Consider the following 16,983-nt stretch of genomic DNA (forward strand, 5'->3'; position numbering starts at 1 on the left):
CCTGAGTCAACGCGTCATGCACCTGCCCGAGCACCACCGTGTTCGGGCAGTTCCGTATCCGACGGTCGCCGGACCGTGGCCGCGGAACCGCACGGCGCGATGGCCGCACAGTCCACAAGGACGCACTGCCCGGAAAGGTGGAGATCCCCCTTGCCCAGACTGGAGAACTCATGACCGCTCCCCTGGCCCGTTACCGCCGCGCCGTTGCCCTGCCCATCGGCATGGCCCTGGCCTCGGCCCTCGCCTTCCTGCCGAACGTCACAGCGGCGGCGGCCGACGGCGCGGCCGGCGTCACGTCCGCCGGGAGCCGGGCGGCCGCGGCCGCCGACGGCCCGGAGCTGAGCTATGTCGTCAACGTGCGCCCCGGGCACGGCGCCTCGCGTGCCGTGCTGCGGGCGATATCCGACGCGGGCGGCACCGTCGTCACGTCGTACGACCAGATAGGCGTCATCGTGGTGCACTCCAAGAACACGGACTTCGCCGAGGAGATCCGCGCGGTGCGCGGCGTCGACTCGGCGGGCGCCACCCGCACCGCGCCGCTGCCCGCGCAGTCCACCACCGACACGGGCAAGCCCAAACCGCTGACGGCCGCGCAGGTGAAGGCCGCGGCGGCCCAGGCGGGCACGGGCCAGGACCCGCTGGAGCCCGAGCAGTGGGACCTGCGCGCCATCAAGGCGGACAAGGCGCACGAGCGGACCCTCGGCAGCCCCCGGGTCACCGTGGCCGTGATCGACACCGGGGTGGACGACACCCATCCGGACATCGCGCCCAACTTCGACCGCGCCGCCTCGGTCAACTGCGTCTCCGGCAAGCCGGACACCACCGACGGGGCCTGGCGGCCGAGCGCCGCGGAGAGCCCGCACGGCACGCACGTCGCGGGTGAGATCGCCGCGGCCAGGAACGGCATCGGGATGACCGGGGTGGCGCCGGGCGTGAAGGTCGCCGGGATCAAGGTCGCCACCACGGAGGGCTTCTTCTACACGGAGGCTGTCGTCTGCGGCTTCGTCTGGGCGGCGGAGCACCACGTGGACGTCACCAACAACAGCTACTACACGGACCCGTGGTACTTCAACTGCGCGGACGACCCCGACCAGCGGGCGCTCATCGAGGCGGTCAGCCGGGCCTCGCAGTACGCCGAGCACAAGGGCACCGTGAACGTCGCGGCCGCCGGTAACGAGTCGTACGACCTGGCCTCCGACTCGATCGTCGACCCGGCCAGCCCGAACGACACCAAGCCGGTCCCCCGCACCATCGACCCGGCCGTCTGCAAGGACATCCCGACCCAGCTGCCGGGCGTGGTGACGGTCGCCGCCACCGGCGCCGAGAACCTCAAGTCGTCGTTCTCGAACTACGGCCTCGGCGTCATCGACATCGCGGCGCCCGGCGGCGACTCCACCGCCTACCAGCCGCCCGCGCCGCCCGCCACCAACGGTTCCATCCTCGGCACGCTGCCCGGCGGCACCTGGGGCTACATGTCCGGCACGTCGATGGCGACCCCGCATGTGGTGGGGGTCGCGGCGCTCATCAAGTCGACGCACCCGCACGCCTCGCCGGCCCAGGTGAAGGCACTGCTCTACAAGGACGCGGACGCCACGCCGTGCACCGACCCGTACGACATCGACGGCGACGGGCAGATCGACGCCGTGTGCGCGGCCGGGCACGGTACGACGGGGTTCTACGGGGCGGGCATCGCGGACGCCCTGAACGCCGTGCGGCGGTAGCCACCGTCCGCGCGTACGCGCACAGCGCGCGTACGTAGTGCGCGTACGTAGTGCGCGTACGTAGTGCGCGTACCCGGGCACGCGCATAGGGCGTGTGCCCGGCATCACGCACCGAGCACCGCGGCCGTCCGGGGGAGGGCCCCGCAGGGCGGCCGCGGTCGTGGTCGTGGTTGCGGTCGTGATTGGGGCCGCGGTGGTCACGGCCGTGGCCACAACGGTGCCGTACGCGGCCGGGCGTCCACAGCGGGCCGGTCCCGGTCCCCGCCGCCCGCCCGCGGCCGTTCCAGCGTCCGTCGCTCCGTTAGCCCGAACGGCGGCCCGCGCGCCACGCCCCGTCATCCGGGTAAATCACCCGAGTTGCCCGGTTCCCCGGGTCCGGTGAGGATCCCTGTGTGAGCTCGATACCACCTGCTGCGAAGGCGGCCGGCGGCGCGCGCGGCGGGCCGACCGGGAGCCGTGCGGTGGCGGGGGCCGCGACGGGCGCCCCCGCCGGCCCCGCGGACCCGACCGGGGGCGGCGGCGCGCCCGGCCCGGCACGTCCCGACGGTGCCGCCGGTCCCGACGGCCGCGCCTGCCGCGACGGGCGCCGCCGCGAGCGGGCCGCCGTGGGCCTGGGGCGGCCCGCCGCCCTTGTCGTGCTCCTCGTCCTCGCCGCCGTCGCCGTTCCCCTGCTGGGCCCCTCCGCCGCGCTGCACGGCACGGGCGAGGAGGCTCCCCCCGGTGCCAACGGCATAGCCGCGCTGCGCGCCGTCCTCTTCGCCGCCCTGTGCGTGCCGGTCGGAGAGGTGTTCGCGCACTGGCTGGCGCGCCGCGTGCCGGGGGCGCCGGTGGCGCGCGCCCCGGCCTCCTGGGCGGGTCTCGCGGCCGGCGCCGGCTTTGTGGCCGCGCTGTGCCTGGCCTCCGTCGCGTCCACCGGCAACCTGGTGCCGCACCGGCTGTCCGACGTGGACATCGGCGGGCTGTACCGGACCCGGGACGGCATTCTGGCGCTGATCGAGGTCAACGCCTTTCTGGTGGCCGGGTTGTGGGCCCGTGCCCGGCGGACGGCGAGCAGGCTGCTGCCCGCCGTCGCCATCGTGGTCGCCGAGGCGTTCCGCGCCCACCTGGCGTGGGAGTCCGTGCCGCTGGTGGGGTACGCGCTGACCGGGGTCCACCTCACCTGTGCGGTGCTGTGGGCGGGAGGCCTCTGGCAGGTGCTGCGCACCGTACGGCTGTGGCGCGGCGACACCGGGCCGGAGGGCGCGGCGCTCGGGACCGCGGCACAGGGGCTGGCGGAACGCGGGACCGCGGCACAGCGGCTCACGGGACACGGGACCGCCACACAGCGGCTCACGGGACACGGGACCGCCGCACACGGACTCGCGGGGCCCGGCCCCACTGGACAGGGACTCGCCGGGCCCGACCCCACGGGACCCGGCCCTGGCGCGGACGCGGCCGACGGACGCGGTCCCGTCCCTGCGGACGGCCGTCCGGCCGCTTCCGGCGCGGCCGCCGCCGCGGCGCTGCTCGGCCGCTACGCGCGCGTGGCGGCCGGACTGCTTGCCCTCGTCACCGCCACCGGGGTGGTGAGCGCGCTGCGCCGTATGCCGCCTGACACGGTGTCCGGCCAACTGCTGACGACCGCCTACGGCCGGACGCTGCTGGCGAAGATGCTGCTGGTGGCCGTCGCAGCGGCGCTGGCCTGCGCGGCGCGGCTGCGGCTCGGCGCACTGGCCAGGACCCCGCTGCCGGCCCGGATACGGGCCCTGCTCGGCGCCGGACGCGCCCGCGATCCCCTGACCGCGTGCGCACCGGCACGCGCCGAGGTCGTGGTGCTGGGTGCGGTGGTCGTGGTGTCGGCCCTGCTGACGGCGCTGCCGCTGCCGATCAGGTGGTGAGCGGCGGGGCGCTGGGCGGGGCGGGCACCGTGTACCGCCGCCGGGACGACTCCCGGCCACTGGCGTCTCCCGCGTCCCATCGATCTCACGCGGAGGGCCCGAGGGCGCACACCGACGGCCCGTGGGCACACCGACGGCCCGTGGGCACACCGACGGCCCATGGGCACACCCACGCCCCGTGGGGCACACCGACGCCCGCCGGGTCACACACCGACGCCCCGTGGGTCCACACCAACGCCCGCCGGGTCACACACCGACGCCCCGGGGCACACGCCAACGCCCCGTGGGTCCACACCAACGCCGAACAGCTCGCAGACGCCGGGTCCCGGGCGGCCGCACTCCTGCTGCAAGGGGCCGCACTCCTGCTGCAAGGGGCCGCACTCCTGCTACAAGGGGCCGCACGCCGGCTCCAGGGGGGCGCACGCCGACGTGCACGCCGGTCACGCGCCCGCGGCCCATGGGGCACGAGCCCCCGTCCGCCGCGGGGCCGCGTCCGTCCCCATGGGGCACCCGCCCACCCCGCCCACCCCCGCGCTCACACGCCCGCAGCCCCCAGCAGCGAGCCCACGGCATAGGTGACCGCCATCGCCAGGGCGCCGCCCGCCGCGTTGCGCAGGATCGCAGGGCGGGCCTCGGCGGCGCCGAGGCGGGCGCTGGTCCAGCCGGTGACGACCAGGGTGACGAGGACGGAGACGACGGTGACGGGCAGCCGCAAGGCGGGCGGCGGCAGCACGATCGCCAGCAGCGGCAGCAGCGCGCCCACGGTGAAGGAGAGGAAGCTGGCCCAGGCGGCGTGCCACGGGTTCGTCAGCTCGTCCGGGTCGATGCCGAGTTCGACGCTCGCGTGGGCCCGCAGGGCGTCCCGTTCGGTGAGCTGCAGCGCCGCCGCGCGGGCCACCTCCCGGTCGAGGCCGCGCTCCTGGAGCAGCACCGTCAGCTCCTCCAGCTCCTCCTCGGGCTGTTCGCGCAGTTCGCGCCGCTCCAGGGCGAGGGCGGCCTTCTCCGTGTCCCGCTGGGTGGACACCGAGACGTACTCCCCCGCCGCCATGGACATCGACCCGGCGAGCAGGCCCGCGAGACCGGCGGTCAGCAGGGCGCTGCGGTTGTCGGTGGCGCCCGCCACCCCGACGACAAGGCCCGCGGTGGAGACCACGCCGTCGTTGGCGCCGAGTACGCCGGCGCGCAGCCAGTTGAGGCGCTCCCCCAGCGCACGGCCGTGCTCCTCCCGATGTCCGCCCGCGGCGGCTCCGCTCCCGGTGGCTTCCGAGGGCCCGCTGCTCGCCGGGCCGTTGCCGGATCCCTGATCACTCACCGGAGAAGGTTCTCACCCCCTGGTCAGGGGCGGCCACGGGCACGCCGCGATATCGCAGGGGCCGACGCGCAGGCCGGGCGCACCGCGCCCGGCCTGCGCGTCGGCCCGCGAGCGGAACTCGGCGGCCACCGGCGGCCACCGGCGGCCGGCCGCCGGGGCGGGCACGGCAGACGCCGGGGAGACGGGAAGGCCCCTCCGGTGGCGCCCCCCGGCCGACGGGCCGTGAACTCGTATACGCCCCGGGGGGCTCGGACACTGTCAGTCGCGCCCCGTATCCTCAGTGACCATGCTCGAAGATCCCTCGCTCGCGGCCCCCGCGGCGCGCCCGGCGCCCGCCGACTCCGCGGCCTCCGCGGTGACTTGGCCGGCCGCCTATCCGCAGGGGTACGCGGTCGTCGACGTGGAGACCACGGGTCTCGCCCGGGACGACCGCATCGTCTCGGCCGCCGTCTACCGCGTCGACGCCCGGGGCGAGATCGAGGACCACTGGTACACGCTGGTCAATCCGGAGCGTGACCCGGGCCCGGTGTGGATCCACGGCCTGACGAGCGAGGTGCTGCAGAGCGCGCCGTTCTTCGCGGACATCGCCGAGGAGTTCGCCACCCGGCTCGCGGACCGGGTGCTCGTCGCGCACAATGCCGTCTTCGACTGGTCCATGATCGCCCGGGAGTACGCCCGCGCGCGGCGCACCGTCCCCGTGCGGCAGCGGCTGTGCACCATCGCGCTCAGCAAGGAGCTGGGGCTGCCGCTGGCCAACCACAAGCTGGAGACGCTCGCGGCGCACTTCGGCGTCGTCCAGCGCCGCGCCCACCACGCGCTGGACGACGCCCGCGTGCTCGCCGAGGCCTTCCGGCCCAGCCTGCACGCGGCGGCCCGTGGCGGGGTGCGACTGCCGCTGCTGGAGTGCCGGCCGCTGACGGAGTGGTACGGGGACCGGGCCGAGCTCGCCGACCGCGCCCCGGCCGGGCGGATCGGGCGTCAGTCCGCGTACCGGCCGGGCGGTTGGCGCCAGTCGCGCAAGCGCCCGCCGTGCCCGTATCCCAACCCGGGCCGCTATGAGCCGGGCCGGCCGCTGCGACAGGGCATGCGGGTGGCGTTCTCCGGTGACACGTCGGTGGAGCGGGAGTTGCTGGAGGACCGGGCAGTGGCGGCGGGGCTGCACGTGGCGACCAGCCTGTCCCGGCTGACCAGCCTGCTCGTCACCAATGACCCGGACTCCGGCACCACCAAGACCGTCAAGGCCAAGCAGTACGGCACCCCGGTGATCGACGAGGCGGCCTTCGGCCAGCTGCTGCAGGACGTGGCTCCCGCGGAGGGGGGCACGGCGGACGGCCGGCCCGGGAGCGCGACGGCGGGCGGCACCGCGGCCGGGGCACGGGGTGGCGGGCGAGCCGGAACCAGCTCGGACAGGTGAGGGCCGCGGGTGCCGGGGCGTACAGGTGAAGGCCCTGGTGCCCGGTCGTACTGGTGAAAGCCCTGGTACCGGACCGGACGAGTGAGGGCCCAGGGCACGTGGACGAGGGATCCAGCGGCGCGCCCAGGCGACCACGCGACCCCGCGCGACCGGTCCGACGGTATCCCGCCGCGCCCCACGCGCCCGCCCCGCAACGCCGCGCCCAGAGGGGTGACGGCCCCGCGAGCCGCGTCAGGCGAGTGACGGCCCCGCGAGCCGCGTCAGACGGGTGATTGCCGGGCGACGCGCCCGGCCACCCCTCGCCCTGCCGGTCGCCGCACCGCACCCTGTGGCGCATGGCAGTTTGCGAGGTATGCGGAAACGACTACGCCATGTCCTTCGAGGTACATGCGCAAGGCGCGGTGCACGTCTTCGACTGTTTCGCCTGTGCCATCCACCGCATGGCGCCCATCTGTGAGCACTGCCGGGTGCAGATCATCGGGCAGGGCGTGGAGGCGGACGGCCACTGGTACTGCGGGGCGCACTGCTCGCGTGCCGAGGGGCGGGCGGGGATCATCGACAAGGCCTGAGCCACCCTGGCCATGGGCGGCCAAGGGCCCGGAGGTACCGTCATGGGGTGTACCGCTTCCTGTTGTCCCGGCAGTGGGTGATCCTCACCCTTGTCGCTCTTGTGCTGATCCCGGTGATGATCCGGCTGGGCTTCTGGCAGCTCCACCGGCACGAGCACCGTGTCGCGCAGAACCAGATGATCGCCGACGCGCTGGCGCCCGCACCGGTGCCGGTGGAGCGGCTGACGTCCGTGGGACACAAGGTCGCGCAGTCCGAGGTGTACCGGCGGGTGACGGCGAAGGGCAGGTTCGACACCGCCCACGAGGTGGTCGTACGCCGCCGCACCAACGCGGACGAGCAGGTCGGGTTCCATGTGCTGACCCCGCTGGACCTCACGGACGGACGGGTGCTGCTGGTCAACCGCGGCTGGATCCCGGCGAACGGCGCCCAGACCGCGTTCCCCCGGATCCCGGCACCCGCACGGGGGGAGGTGACGGTCACGGGACGGCTGATGGCCGACGAGACCACCGCGGCGAGTGGGATCAAGGACATCAGGGGGCTGCCGCCGCGGCAGGTCATGCTGATCAACAGCACGCAGCAGGCGAAGCGGCTGGGGCGGCCGGTGCTCGGCGGGTATGTGGAGCAGATCTCTCCGGCGCCCGAGGGAGGGTCCCCGGAGCTGGTTGCGGAGCCCGATCACAGCAGCATCGGGCCGCACATGGCGTATGCGGTGCAGTGGTGGCTCTTCTCGGCGGGGGTGCCGGTGGGGTGGGTCGTCCTGGTCCGGCGTGAGCGGCGGGACCGGGCCGAGCGGGCGGCGAGGCCCACCGAGGCGACGCCCGCGGTGGGCCTGGCCGACGTCAACTCCTGACCCCACCGCCGGCCGCTGGTCCGGCCGCGCGGTTCCCGCGCCCTTTTTCGGACGGTGGTGGACCCGCGGGTCCAGTCGGGGCCGGCCGCGCGGTTCCCGCGCCCCTTCAGGTGGGCCGGACGGAGCCCCGCGGCAGGTCGGCGGGGGTTCACCCGGGCGGACCCCATGCCGGATTGTGGCCCGGCGTCGCCGGGAACTCGAATCCAATGCACCGACGCATCGAGGACTACGCGATCATCGGCGATCAGCAGACCGCCGCCCTGGTGAGCCGCACGGGGTCGATCGACTGGCTCTGCCTCCCCCGCTTCGACTCCGCCGCGTGCTTCGCCGCCCTGCTCGGCACGGAGGAGAACGGCCACTGGACGCTCGCCCCGAAGGGTGCGGGCACCTGCAGCCGCCGCGCGTACCGCCCCGACACCCTCGTCCTCGACACGGAGTGGGACACCGCCGACGGCAGCGTCCGCGTCACCGACCTGATGCCGCAGCGCGACCGCTACCCGGACGTGGTGCGCATCGTGGAGGGCCTGTCCGGCCGCGTCACCCTGCGGAGCACGCTGCGGCTGCGCTTCGACTACGGATCCGTGGTCCCCTGGATGCGCAGGGTGGACAGCCACCGCGTGGCCATCGCCGGCCCGGACTCGGCGTGGCTGCGCAGCGAGCCCGAGGTACGCAGCTGGGGCAAGAACTTCGGCACGTACGCGGAGTTCAGCGTCGGCAAGGGCGACAAGGTCGCGTTCGTCCTCACCTGGCATCCCTCCCACGAGCCGCGTCCCGAGCTCGTCGACCCGTTCGAGGCCCTGGAGGACAGCGAGGAGGACTGGCGGGGCTGGGCGTCGCACTGCCGCTACAGGGGCCCGTACCACGAGCAGGTGCTGCGTTCGCTGATGGTCCTCAAGGCCCTCACCTACGCCCCCACGGGCGGCATCGTAGCGGCGGCCACCACCTCGCTCCCGGAGGAGCTGGGCGGCGTACGGAACTGGGACTACCGCTACTGCTGGCTGCGTGACTCCACGCTCACCCTGGACGCCCTGCTCACCGCGGGCCACCTGGAGGAGGCGAAGGCCTGGCGGGACTGGCTGCTGCGGGCCGTCGCGGGCGACCCCGCCGACCTGCAGATCATGTACGGCCTCTCGGGTGAGCGGCGCATCCCCGAGTTCGAGCTGCCGTGGCTGCCCGGCTACGAGAACTCCGCCCCGGTGCGCACCGGCAACCAGGCCGTGGAGCAGCTCCAGCTCGATGTGTACGGCGAGGTCATCGACTCGCTGACGCTGGCGGCGCGCGCCGGCCTCGGGTCCCAGCCGCACGCCTGGCGGATGCAGAACGCCCTGCTGGAGTTCCTGGAGTCCGCCTGGCACCAGCCGGACGCCGGGCTGTGGGAGGTGCGCGGCCCGCGCAGGCACTTCGTGCACTCCAAGATCATGTCCTGGGTGGCGGCCGACCGCGCGGTCAAGGTCATGAAGGCCAATCCGGCGCTGGGCGGGGACGTGGACCGGTGGCAGAGGATGCGCGACGCGATCCACCGCGAGGTGTGCGACCGCGGCTACGACCCCGACCGCAACACCTTCACGCAGTCCTACGGCTCCGCCGACCTGGACGCCGCGCTGCTGCTCATCCCGCGCACCGGGTTCCTGCCGCCCACCGACCCCCGGGTCACCGGCACCATCGACGCGGTGTGCCGCGAGCTCTCGCACGGCGGCTTCCTGCGCCGCTACAGCAGACACGCGTCGGAGGTGGACGGGCTGCCGGGCGGCGAGAGCGCCTTCCTGGTGTGCTCGTTCTGGCTGGCGGACGCGTTGTTCCTGGCGGGCCGCAAGCAGGAGGCCCGGGACCTCTTCGCCCGGCTCGTGGACCTCACCAACGACGTGGGCCTGCTCGCGGAGGAGTACGACCCGATCACCGGCCACCAGCTGGGGAACTACCCGCAGGCGTTCAGCCACATCGGCCTGGTTCACACCGCCTTCGTGCTGTACGGGGACGCGGGGACCGAGCCGCGGGACGACGAGTGCGACGAGGAGAGCGGGAGCGAACCGGGGCGGGGCCGCGGGGCGGAGACCGGGGCGGGGGCCCGCTCTGACGTGGCGGCCGAGCCGGGGCCCTGAATCGTCCCCGGAACCGGGGCTGGCAGGATGGTCGCATGGATCTCGGACTCAAGGGTCGTGTGTACATCGTCACCGGCGCCACCCGTGGCCTGGGCCACGCCACCGCACGGGAGCTGCTGGCGGACGGCGCCAAGGTGATCATCACCGGGCGGGACGAGCAGCGGGTCGCCGAGGCCGCGGCGGAACTCGGCCAGGACGCCGTCGGCATCGTCGCCGACAACGCCGACCCGGCGACGCCCGACCGGCTGATCAGCGCCGCCTACGAGCGCTTCGGCGCCCTGCACGGGGTGCTGATCAGCGTCGGGGGTCCCGCACCCGGCGCGGCCACCGACAACACGGACGAGCAGTGGGGCGCCGCTTTCGAATCCGTCTTCATGGGCGCGGTACGGCTGGCCAGGGCGGCGGCGGCACGGCTCGGCGCGCCGGGCGCCGGGGCGGAGGGGGTCGGCGAGGGCGCCGGTGCCGACGCCGACGCGGTGATCGCGTTCGTGCTGTCCGGCTCGGTTCACGAGCCGATACCCGGGCTGGCGATCTCCAACGGCCTGCGCCCCGGTCTCGCGGGGTTCGCCAAGACCCTGGCCAACGAGCTGGGCCCGCGCGGCATACGGGTCGTGGGGCTGCTGCCCGCTCGGATCGACACCGCCCGGGTACGGGAGCTGGACGGCCTCGCGGCCGATCCCGCGGGGGCCCGGGCCGCCGGGGAGGCCCGCATTCCGCTGCGCCGCTATGGCACGCCCCAGGAGTTCGGCAGGACCGCGGCGTTCCTGCTCTCCCCCGCCGCGTCGTATCTCACCGGCATCATGCTGCCGGTGGACGGCGGCTCCCGGCACGGCTTCTGAGGGTCCCGCCCTGCGGCACGCCGGGCCCCGGCAGGGCCCGGGGGGCGCCGACGCCCACGGCGCCCGGGAAGGGAACGCGGGGACCTGCGCGACCGGCCCAGCCCACCACCGGTCGGCGACCCGGGACACGACGGAGACCGCCCCCTCTCGGGACGGTGAGACCTGACCGTACCGTCGTGGCCGGGCGCGCCCCGCGCTGCGGAGCCTCCCCCACCGCCTTGACGGCGTGGGCGGTACCCCCGGGTCACAACCGCGCGCCCCTGCCGGGGCTCAGCGCGTCGCCGGGGCACCCGCCGAAGGGCGGCGCTCACAGGACGCGTTGGGCGCGGTGGCGTACCGCCCGTAGGTGGACGGTGGCCGGCAGGCGGGGGAGGTGGACCGACTCCCGGGCGACCGTCAGGGGGCCGGTCGTCAGCTGGTGGAGGGTGTCGCCGGGGGCCGCCTGGGGGCCGAGGAGCAGCCGGACGAGAGTCCGGGGCTCACCGCGCCGCCCGGTGAGCCTCACGTCGGCCTCCTCCACGCCCTCCACCGCCGCCGCCTCACCGGCCAGCACCGCCTCCATGGCCCGCCCCCGCAGCAGCGCCTCCTCACCGTCTCCGGTGTCCACCAGCACCTCCGCGAGCCGGTGGCGGCGCAGCACGGAGGCGAGCCACCACAGGGAGAGCAGCAGGACCAGGGCCAGGGCCGCGATGACGGTGGGCCACCACCAGTCCGTGCCCTGCCAGCGGGTCCGCTCGTGCCGGGTCAGCAGGACATCGTGCTCGCCCTGGTGGATCCACCAGCCGGGCGGCCCGGCGCCGAGGCCGACCAGCAGCACCGGCACGCCGAGTGCCATCAGCACCAGGCCCGTGAGGGCCAGCAGCACACGGTTGAGCTTCCCCCGCACCACCGTCACCTCTTCTTTCTGCTCGCGCGCGTGACGTGCACCGTCAGGGCGGGCGGCCGGGCCAGCGCCAGGTCCCTGATGCCGTCGCTCAGCGCCGCATACAGGTCGGAGCGCACATCGTCGAGGTCCCGGAAGTGCGAGACGGCGCGCACGCGCACCATGCGCCGCCGGGTGCGCACCCCCGCGGACTGCACGCCGGGCACCTCCATCGCCCGGTCCCTGAGCACCAGCGTGACCGCGCCCCGGTGCAGACCGGCGCGTACGTCGGCGTGCGTGCGGACCATCGGCAGCAGCCTGCGCTGGCCGGGGGTCACGGCGAGCAGCAGCAGCCACAGGCCGAGCGCGGCGGCGGCGGCCGCACCGGCCAGCACCGCGGTGTCGTCGAGGTGGCTGGTGGCCAGGTCGTCCGCGAAGGTCTTGCGCCACTGCATCGCGGAGCGCCCGGCGCGCACCGAGACGATGTCGTAGAGCGCCAGGCCGGAGCCGGCGAAGACCAGCAGCGCGACGATGCCGGCGGGCACTCGGCGCGGCGCCCAGAAGCGGTGCGCCCTCGTGCCGGGGTCGAGGGGGTTGTAGACGGTGGCGGACGGCGGGGTGCCGGGGCCCTCCGGCGTCTTCTCCAGGACCGGCAGCCGCTGGGTGGTGCCGGCGTCCCGGGCGCCGTGCCCGAGCGCGGGTGCGGGACGCCCGAAGCCGCCGGGGCTGCCGCCGGGCTCGCTCATCGTGTCCTCCCCTGTCCCTCGCCGCGCGTCCGGGCCGAGTGCAGCCGCTCCACCTGGACGACGACCTCGCGGACCCTCATGCCTGCCAACGCCTCTACCCGCTGGGTCACATGACGACGCACCTCACCGCACCGCCCGCCGATGTCACTCGGGTAGTCCAGATCGAGACTGACCCGCACCCGGGCCGTGTCATGGTGCACGCCGACCGTGGCGTGCGGGGCCCTGCCGCCGCGCGGCACCGCGCCCAGCGCCTCACGGGCCGCCTTCGAGGCGATCTTCGCGATGACCCGGTCGGCGATCCGGGTGGCGCCGCGCTCCGCGGGGCCGACGGTCTCACCGGGCACCGGCGTCACCGCCGCCGGCCGCCGCGCGAGCGGAAGAAGTCGCCCAGTTCGACGTCACCGTCCGCGAACCGCCCCGCGACGAAACCGATGGCACCCAACGCCGCCACCAGCAGAAACGCTCCGAACCCGCCGAAGAACCCGGCGAATCCGAGAACCATACCGGCCACCATGCCGATCATGGGCATGCTCATCCTGCACTCCTTGGTGACGGGCGGTCGGCCCGTGTGCGGGATACGTCATCGCCTTCACGACGCTACTGCAGACGGGTCTCGCCGCCCTCTTCCTCCTCTTCCTCCGGAAGCTTCACATCGCTGACCGCGATGTTGACCTCCACGACCTCCAGACCGGTCATGCGCTCCACGGCGGCGACGACGTTCTCCCGCACGTCCCGGGCGACGTCGGAGATGGCCACGCCGTAGTCGATGACGATCTCCAGGTCGAGCGCGGTCTGCACCTCGCCGACCTCGGCCTTGACGCCCCGCGACACCGACCTGGCACCGCCCGGTACCCGTTCGCGCATGGCACCGAAGGTGCGGGCGATACCGCTGCCCATGGCGTGCACGCCGATGACGTCCCGGGCGGCGAGGCCGGCGATCTTCTCGACGACGCCGTCGGCGATCGTGGTGCGGCCACGCTCGGCGGGCTCGCCGAGGCGCCGCTGGCCCGCCCTGCGCTGCTCGGGCTGCCGGTCCGGAGAACTCTTCTCAGCGGTCCCCGCCCCGCTCCATCCCTGAGTGTCGGCCATAGCGATTCATCCCTTTCATCAGGAGACGCACTCCTTGATGGGAAATCAACCTCTTTGACCACAGTAAGCGCGTCGGCCCGGCTCCGCGCTGGGGATACGGCGCCTGGAGCAACGGCGAGCGCCCGCTCCGCAGGCCGTGGGTGCCGGGCACCGCGACGGCGTGCGATCCGCACAGGGGGCTGGGCGGCCGGAGAGACCGGAGAGACCGGAGAGGCGGGAGGGAGCGGACAAGCGGAGCGGCCGGATTGGCCGGATCGGCCTACTCCCCGAGGCCGGCGAGGTCCCGCAGCCGGCGAGCCTGGGCGGCGCGCTCCGCGGCCCGCTGATCGTCGTAGGAGCGCTCCGCCGCGCCCTGGAGGAGCGCCTTGGTCTCGACGACGGCGTCGCGCGGCGCGGCGAGCAGGGCGGCGGCAAGGTCGTCCGTGGCGGCCGCCAACTCGGCGCGGGGCACCACGAGGTTCACCAGGCCGGTGCGGGCCGCCTCGTCCGCGTGCACATACCGGCCGGTGACACACATCTCCAGGGCCCTGGCGTAGCCGACGAGGCCGACGAGCGGGTGGGTGCCCGCGAGGTCGGGCACCAGGCCCAGGCTGGTCTCGCGCATGGCGAACTGCACGTCGTCGGCGGCCACCCGCAGATCGGTGGCCAGCGCGAGCTGGAATCCGGCGCCGATGGCATGCCCCTGGACCGCCGCGATGGACAGCACATCGGGGCGCCGCCACCAGGTGAAGGCCTCCTGGTAGGCCGCGATGGCGGCGTCCAGTTCGGCGTCGGGGCGGCGCGCGAGATCCGTCAGGGACGGCTCGCCCTCGATGCCCTCGGGAGTGAACGCCCGTTTGTCCAGCCCCGCGGAGAAGGAGACCCCCTCCGCACGCAGGACCACCACGCGGACACTGCCGGGCAGGACCCGCCCGGCCTCCGCCAGCGCACGCCACAGAGCCGCACTCTGGGCATTGCGCTTGGCGGGATTGGTGAGCGTCACCGTGGCGATCGCCTCGTCGACGGTGAGCCGCACACCGTCCTTGTCGAGGGCGGGAGCGGGCGAAACCATGGGTCCTCCGGTGGGCCGCAGTCAGGCGGAGGTGCTGTCCCCCGCAGAGGACGACACCCGTAAGTGACTGAACAGTAACCACCCGGCCGATGGGGGTACCACCCAGGTCCTGACGGCACCGGGTGTGCGACCACCCGGACCTTCACGGCGCTGATGGGGCACCGCCCAGGCCCTTGAGGCTCCCACCGCCGCGACGGCGTGGGAGGCGCCCCCAAGGGGAGGGACCGGCCGGGTGGCACCACCGAAGGCGCCGCCCGCCGTCAGCTGGCGGAGGCCTTCTTGCCCCGCGTGGCCCCGCCGCGTCCCCGCAGCGTGACCCCGGATTCGCTCAGCATCCGGTGAACGAAGCCATACGAGCGGCCGGTCTCCTCGGCCAATGCCCGAATGCTCGCACCGGAGTCGTACTTCTTCTTCAGGTCTGCCGCGAGCTTGTCGCGCGCGGCGCCGGTCACCCGGCTGCCCTTCTTCAGAGTCTCGGCCACCCGTGCCTCCTCATGGGAAGTGCGCTCTGGACTCTCATGATCACCCCTACCGGGCTTCCTGGCCACCCATTCGGCAAGGTCCATAGGACAAGGATGAGCACCACAATGGTGATCGACACAAATGGAATGATCAATTCCGAAGTCTGGCCTCATCGTGACGCACCGCAATCGGCGACAAAACCCCAGCTCAGCGGCGTCAATATCGAAAAGGCCCGGTAATGGAACGACTCCCCGGCGAAATACATGTAGGACACACCGCGGTACCAGCCGATCTCACACAGATGGTGGATCACGGATCGGCCGAATGATCCATCGGCGGGGGCGCGGCTGTTTGATCTCGCCGAGGCGAGCGGGCCACGCGGCCCTCCCACCCGTGCACGGCGGGGCCGTGCACGGGCCGGCGGGGCGGCCCCGCCGGGCCAGGGAGTCAGACCAGTGGATCAGGCCAGGGCGACCAGGTCGGCGTAGCCCGCGCCCCACAGGTCCTCGACGCCGTCCGGCAGCAGGATGATCCGCTCCGGCTGGAGGGCCTCCACCGCGCCCTCGTCGTGCGTGACGAGCACGACCGCGCCGCGGTAGGTGCGCAGCGCCCCCAGGATCTCCTCGCGGCTGGCCGGGTCGAGGTTGTTGGTGGGCTCGTCGAGCAGCAGGACGTTGGCGGCGGAGACCACCAGCGTGGCCAGGGCGAGCCGGGTCTTCTCGCCGCCGGAGAGCACCCCGGCGGGCTTGTCGACGTCGTCCCCGGAGAACAGGAACGAGCCGAGCACCTTGCGCACCTGGACCAGGTCCATGTCGGGGGCGGCGGAGCGCATGTTCTCCAGCACCGTGCGGTCCGGGTCCAGGGTCTCGTGTTCCTGTGCGTAGTAGCCGAGCTTGAGGCCGTGTCCCTCGACGACCTGGCCGGTGTCGGGTTTCTCGACGCCCGCGAGCAGCCGCAGCAGGGTGGTCTTGCCGGCGCCGTTCAGCCCGAGGATGACGACACGGGAGCCCTTGTCGATGGCGAGGTCGACATCGGTGAAGATCTCCAGCGAGCCGTACGACTTGGAGAGGCCCTCGGCGGTCAGCGGCGTCCTGCCGCACGGGGCGGGCTCGGGGAAGCGCAGCTTGGCGACCTTGTCGGCCTGCCGCACGTCCTCCAGGCCGGCCAGCAGCCGCTCGGCGCGCCGGGCCATGTTCTGCGCCGCGACGGTCTTGGTGGCCTTGGCGCGCATCTTGTCGGCCTGGGCGTTCAGCGCGGCGGCCTTCTTCTCGGCGTTCTGCCGCTCGCGCCTGCGGCGCTTCTCATCGGCCTCCCGCTGCTGCTGGTAGAGCTTCCAGCCCATGTTGTAGATGTCGATCACGGAGCGGTTGGCGTCGAGGTAGAAGACCTTGTTGACGACGGTCTCCACCAGATCGACGTCGTGGGAGATCACGATGAAGCCGCCGCGGTAGCTTCTCAGGTAGTCGCGCAGCCAGACGATCGAGTCGGCGTCCAGGTGGTTGGTGGGCTCGTCGAGCAGCAGGGTGTCGGCGTCCGAGAAGAGGATCCTGGCCAGTTCCACACGGCGCCGCTGGCCGCCGGAGAGGGTGTGCAGCGGCTGGCCGAGGACGCGGTCCGGGAGGTTCAGCGCGGCGGCGATGGTGGCGGCCTCGGCCTCGGCGGAGTACCCGCCCTTGGTGAGGAACTCGGTCTCCTGGCGCTCGTACTGCCTGAGCGCCTTCTCCCGGGTGGCGCCCTTGCCGCCCGCGATGCGCTGCTCGTTCTCCCGCATCTTGCGGATCAGGACGTCCAGGCCGCGGGCGGACAGCACACGGTCGCGGGCGAGCACGTCCAGGTCGCCGGTGCGCGGGTCCTGCGGGAGGTAGCCGACCTCGCCGCTGCGGGTGACGGTGCCCGCGGCGGGGATGCCCTCGCCGGCGAGCACCTTGGTGAGGGTGGTCTTGCCCGCGCCGTTGCGGCCGACGAGGCCGATGCGGTCGCCCTTGGCGACGCGGAAGGTGGCGGACTCGATGAGGATGCGGGCACCGGCGCGCAGTTCGATACCGGAGGCGGTGATCACGGACAGACTCCAGGCGGGGCGGGAAGGGGGGA

Annotated in this window: 16 protein-coding genes; 7 read left to right on the plus strand and 9 right to left on the minus strand. The window is 73.9% G+C overall.

Annotated features, from left to right (window positions below):
• The first annotated feature begins 170 nt into the window (after positions 1-170).
• Both ACSMXW_RS05255 and ACSMXW_RS05260 read left to right on the plus strand, forming a co-directional pair.
• Positions 171-1,721 carry a S8 family peptidase gene (locus ACSMXW_RS05255; RefSeq protein WP_485804289.1) on the plus strand — a complete coding sequence of 517 codons (1,551 nt, stop codon included), beginning with the start codon at positions 171-173 and terminating at the stop codon, positions 1,719-1,721.
• Positions 1,722-2,665: 944 nt separating this feature from the next.
• The gene (locus tag ACSMXW_RS05260; protein ID WP_485807821.1) at positions 2,666-3,598 is read left to right on the plus strand and encodes a CopD family protein; all 933 of its coding nucleotides are present in this window, start codon (positions 2,666-2,668) and stop codon (positions 3,596-3,598) included.
• Positions 3,599-4,133: 535 nt separating this feature from the next.
• On the opposite strand, the gene ACSMXW_RS05265 is transcribed toward ACSMXW_RS05260, so the two are convergent.
• Entirely contained in the window at positions 4,134-4,805 is a 672-nt protein-coding gene (locus tag ACSMXW_RS05265) for a VIT1/CCC1 transporter family protein (protein ID WP_485807822.1), read from the minus strand.
• Positions 4,806-5,196: 391 nt separating this feature from the next.
• On the opposite strand from ACSMXW_RS05265, the gene ACSMXW_RS05270 reads away from it, so the two are divergent.
• The 5 genes from ACSMXW_RS05270 (at position 5,197) to ACSMXW_RS05290 (ending at position 10,682) form a co-directional block, all read left to right on the plus strand.
• Entirely contained in the window at positions 5,197-6,324 is a 1,128-nt protein-coding gene (locus tag ACSMXW_RS05270) for a DEDDh family exonuclease (protein WP_485804290.1), read from the plus strand.
• 335 nt (positions 6,325-6,659) lie between these two features.
• The gene (locus tag ACSMXW_RS05275) at positions 6,660-6,893 is read left to right on the plus strand and encodes a hypothetical protein (RefSeq protein ID WP_485804291.1); all 234 of its coding nucleotides are present in this window, start codon (positions 6,660-6,662) and stop codon (positions 6,891-6,893) included.
• A gap of 47 nt (positions 6,894-6,940) precedes the next feature.
• Positions 6,941-7,744 (plus strand): SURF1 family cytochrome oxidase biogenesis protein, encoded by an 804-nt coding sequence (locus ACSMXW_RS05280; protein WP_485804292.1) that lies wholly within the window; start codon positions 6,941-6,943, stop codon positions 7,742-7,744.
• A gap of 206 nt (positions 7,745-7,950) precedes the next feature.
• The gene (locus tag ACSMXW_RS05285) at positions 7,951-9,843 is read left to right on the plus strand and encodes a glycoside hydrolase family 15 protein (protein ID WP_485804293.1); all 1,893 of its coding nucleotides are present in this window, start codon (positions 7,951-7,953) and stop codon (positions 9,841-9,843) included.
• 35 nt (positions 9,844-9,878) lie between these two features.
• Positions 9,879-10,682, plus strand: a complete 804-nt coding sequence (locus ACSMXW_RS05290; protein WP_485804294.1) for an SDR family oxidoreductase — start codon at positions 9,879-9,881, stop codon at positions 10,680-10,682.
• 307 nt (positions 10,683-10,989) lie between these two features.
• On the opposite strand, the gene amaP is transcribed toward ACSMXW_RS05290, so the two are convergent.
• From amaP to ACSMXW_RS05330, 8 genes are all read right to left on the minus strand, one after another.
• Positions 10,990-11,577: an alkaline shock response membrane anchor protein AmaP gene (gene amaP, locus ACSMXW_RS05295; RefSeq protein WP_485804295.1), complete on the minus strand. Its 588-nt coding sequence runs from the start codon at positions 11,575-11,577 to the stop codon at positions 10,990-10,992.
• Positions 11,574-12,290, minus strand: a complete 717-nt coding sequence (locus ACSMXW_RS05300; RefSeq protein ID WP_485804296.1) for a DUF6286 domain-containing protein — start codon at positions 12,288-12,290, stop codon at positions 11,574-11,576. Before ACSMXW_RS05300 ends, amaP begins: the two co-directional genes overlap by 4 nt.
• The gene (locus ACSMXW_RS05305; RefSeq protein ID WP_485804297.1) at positions 12,287-12,634 is read right to left on the minus strand and encodes an Asp23/Gls24 family envelope stress response protein; all 348 of its coding nucleotides are present in this window, start codon (positions 12,632-12,634) and stop codon (positions 12,287-12,289) included. The genes ACSMXW_RS05300 and ACSMXW_RS05305 overlap by 4 nt, the downstream gene beginning before the upstream one ends.
• A gap of 5 nt (positions 12,635-12,639) precedes the next feature.
• Positions 12,640-12,825, minus strand: a complete 186-nt coding sequence (locus ACSMXW_RS05310; RefSeq protein ID WP_485804298.1) for a hypothetical protein — start codon at positions 12,823-12,825, stop codon at positions 12,640-12,642.
• Positions 12,826-12,887: 62 nt separating this feature from the next.
• Positions 12,888-13,379, minus strand: a complete 492-nt coding sequence (locus tag ACSMXW_RS05315) for an Asp23/Gls24 family envelope stress response protein (protein ID WP_485804299.1) — start codon at positions 13,377-13,379, stop codon at positions 12,888-12,890.
• Positions 13,380-13,638: 259 nt separating this feature from the next.
• On the minus strand, positions 13,639-14,430 hold the full coding sequence (locus ACSMXW_RS05320; protein ID WP_485804300.1) for an enoyl-CoA hydratase/isomerase family protein: 792 nt from the start codon (positions 14,428-14,430) through the stop codon (positions 13,639-13,641).
• Between the two features lie 260 nt (positions 14,431-14,690).
• Positions 14,691-14,912: a helix-turn-helix domain-containing protein gene (locus ACSMXW_RS05325; protein WP_189929893.1), complete on the minus strand. Its 222-nt coding sequence runs from the start codon at positions 14,910-14,912 to the stop codon at positions 14,691-14,693.
• Between the two features lie 440 nt (positions 14,913-15,352).
• A complete protein-coding gene (locus ACSMXW_RS05330) occupies positions 15,353-16,951 on the minus strand; it encodes an ABC-F family ATP-binding cassette domain-containing protein (RefSeq protein ID WP_485804301.1) in 1,599 nt (532 codons plus the stop codon).
• Between the last annotated feature and the right edge of the window lie 32 nt (positions 16,952-16,983).

This window comes from Streptomyces sp. DSM 116793 (assembly GCF_057320905.1).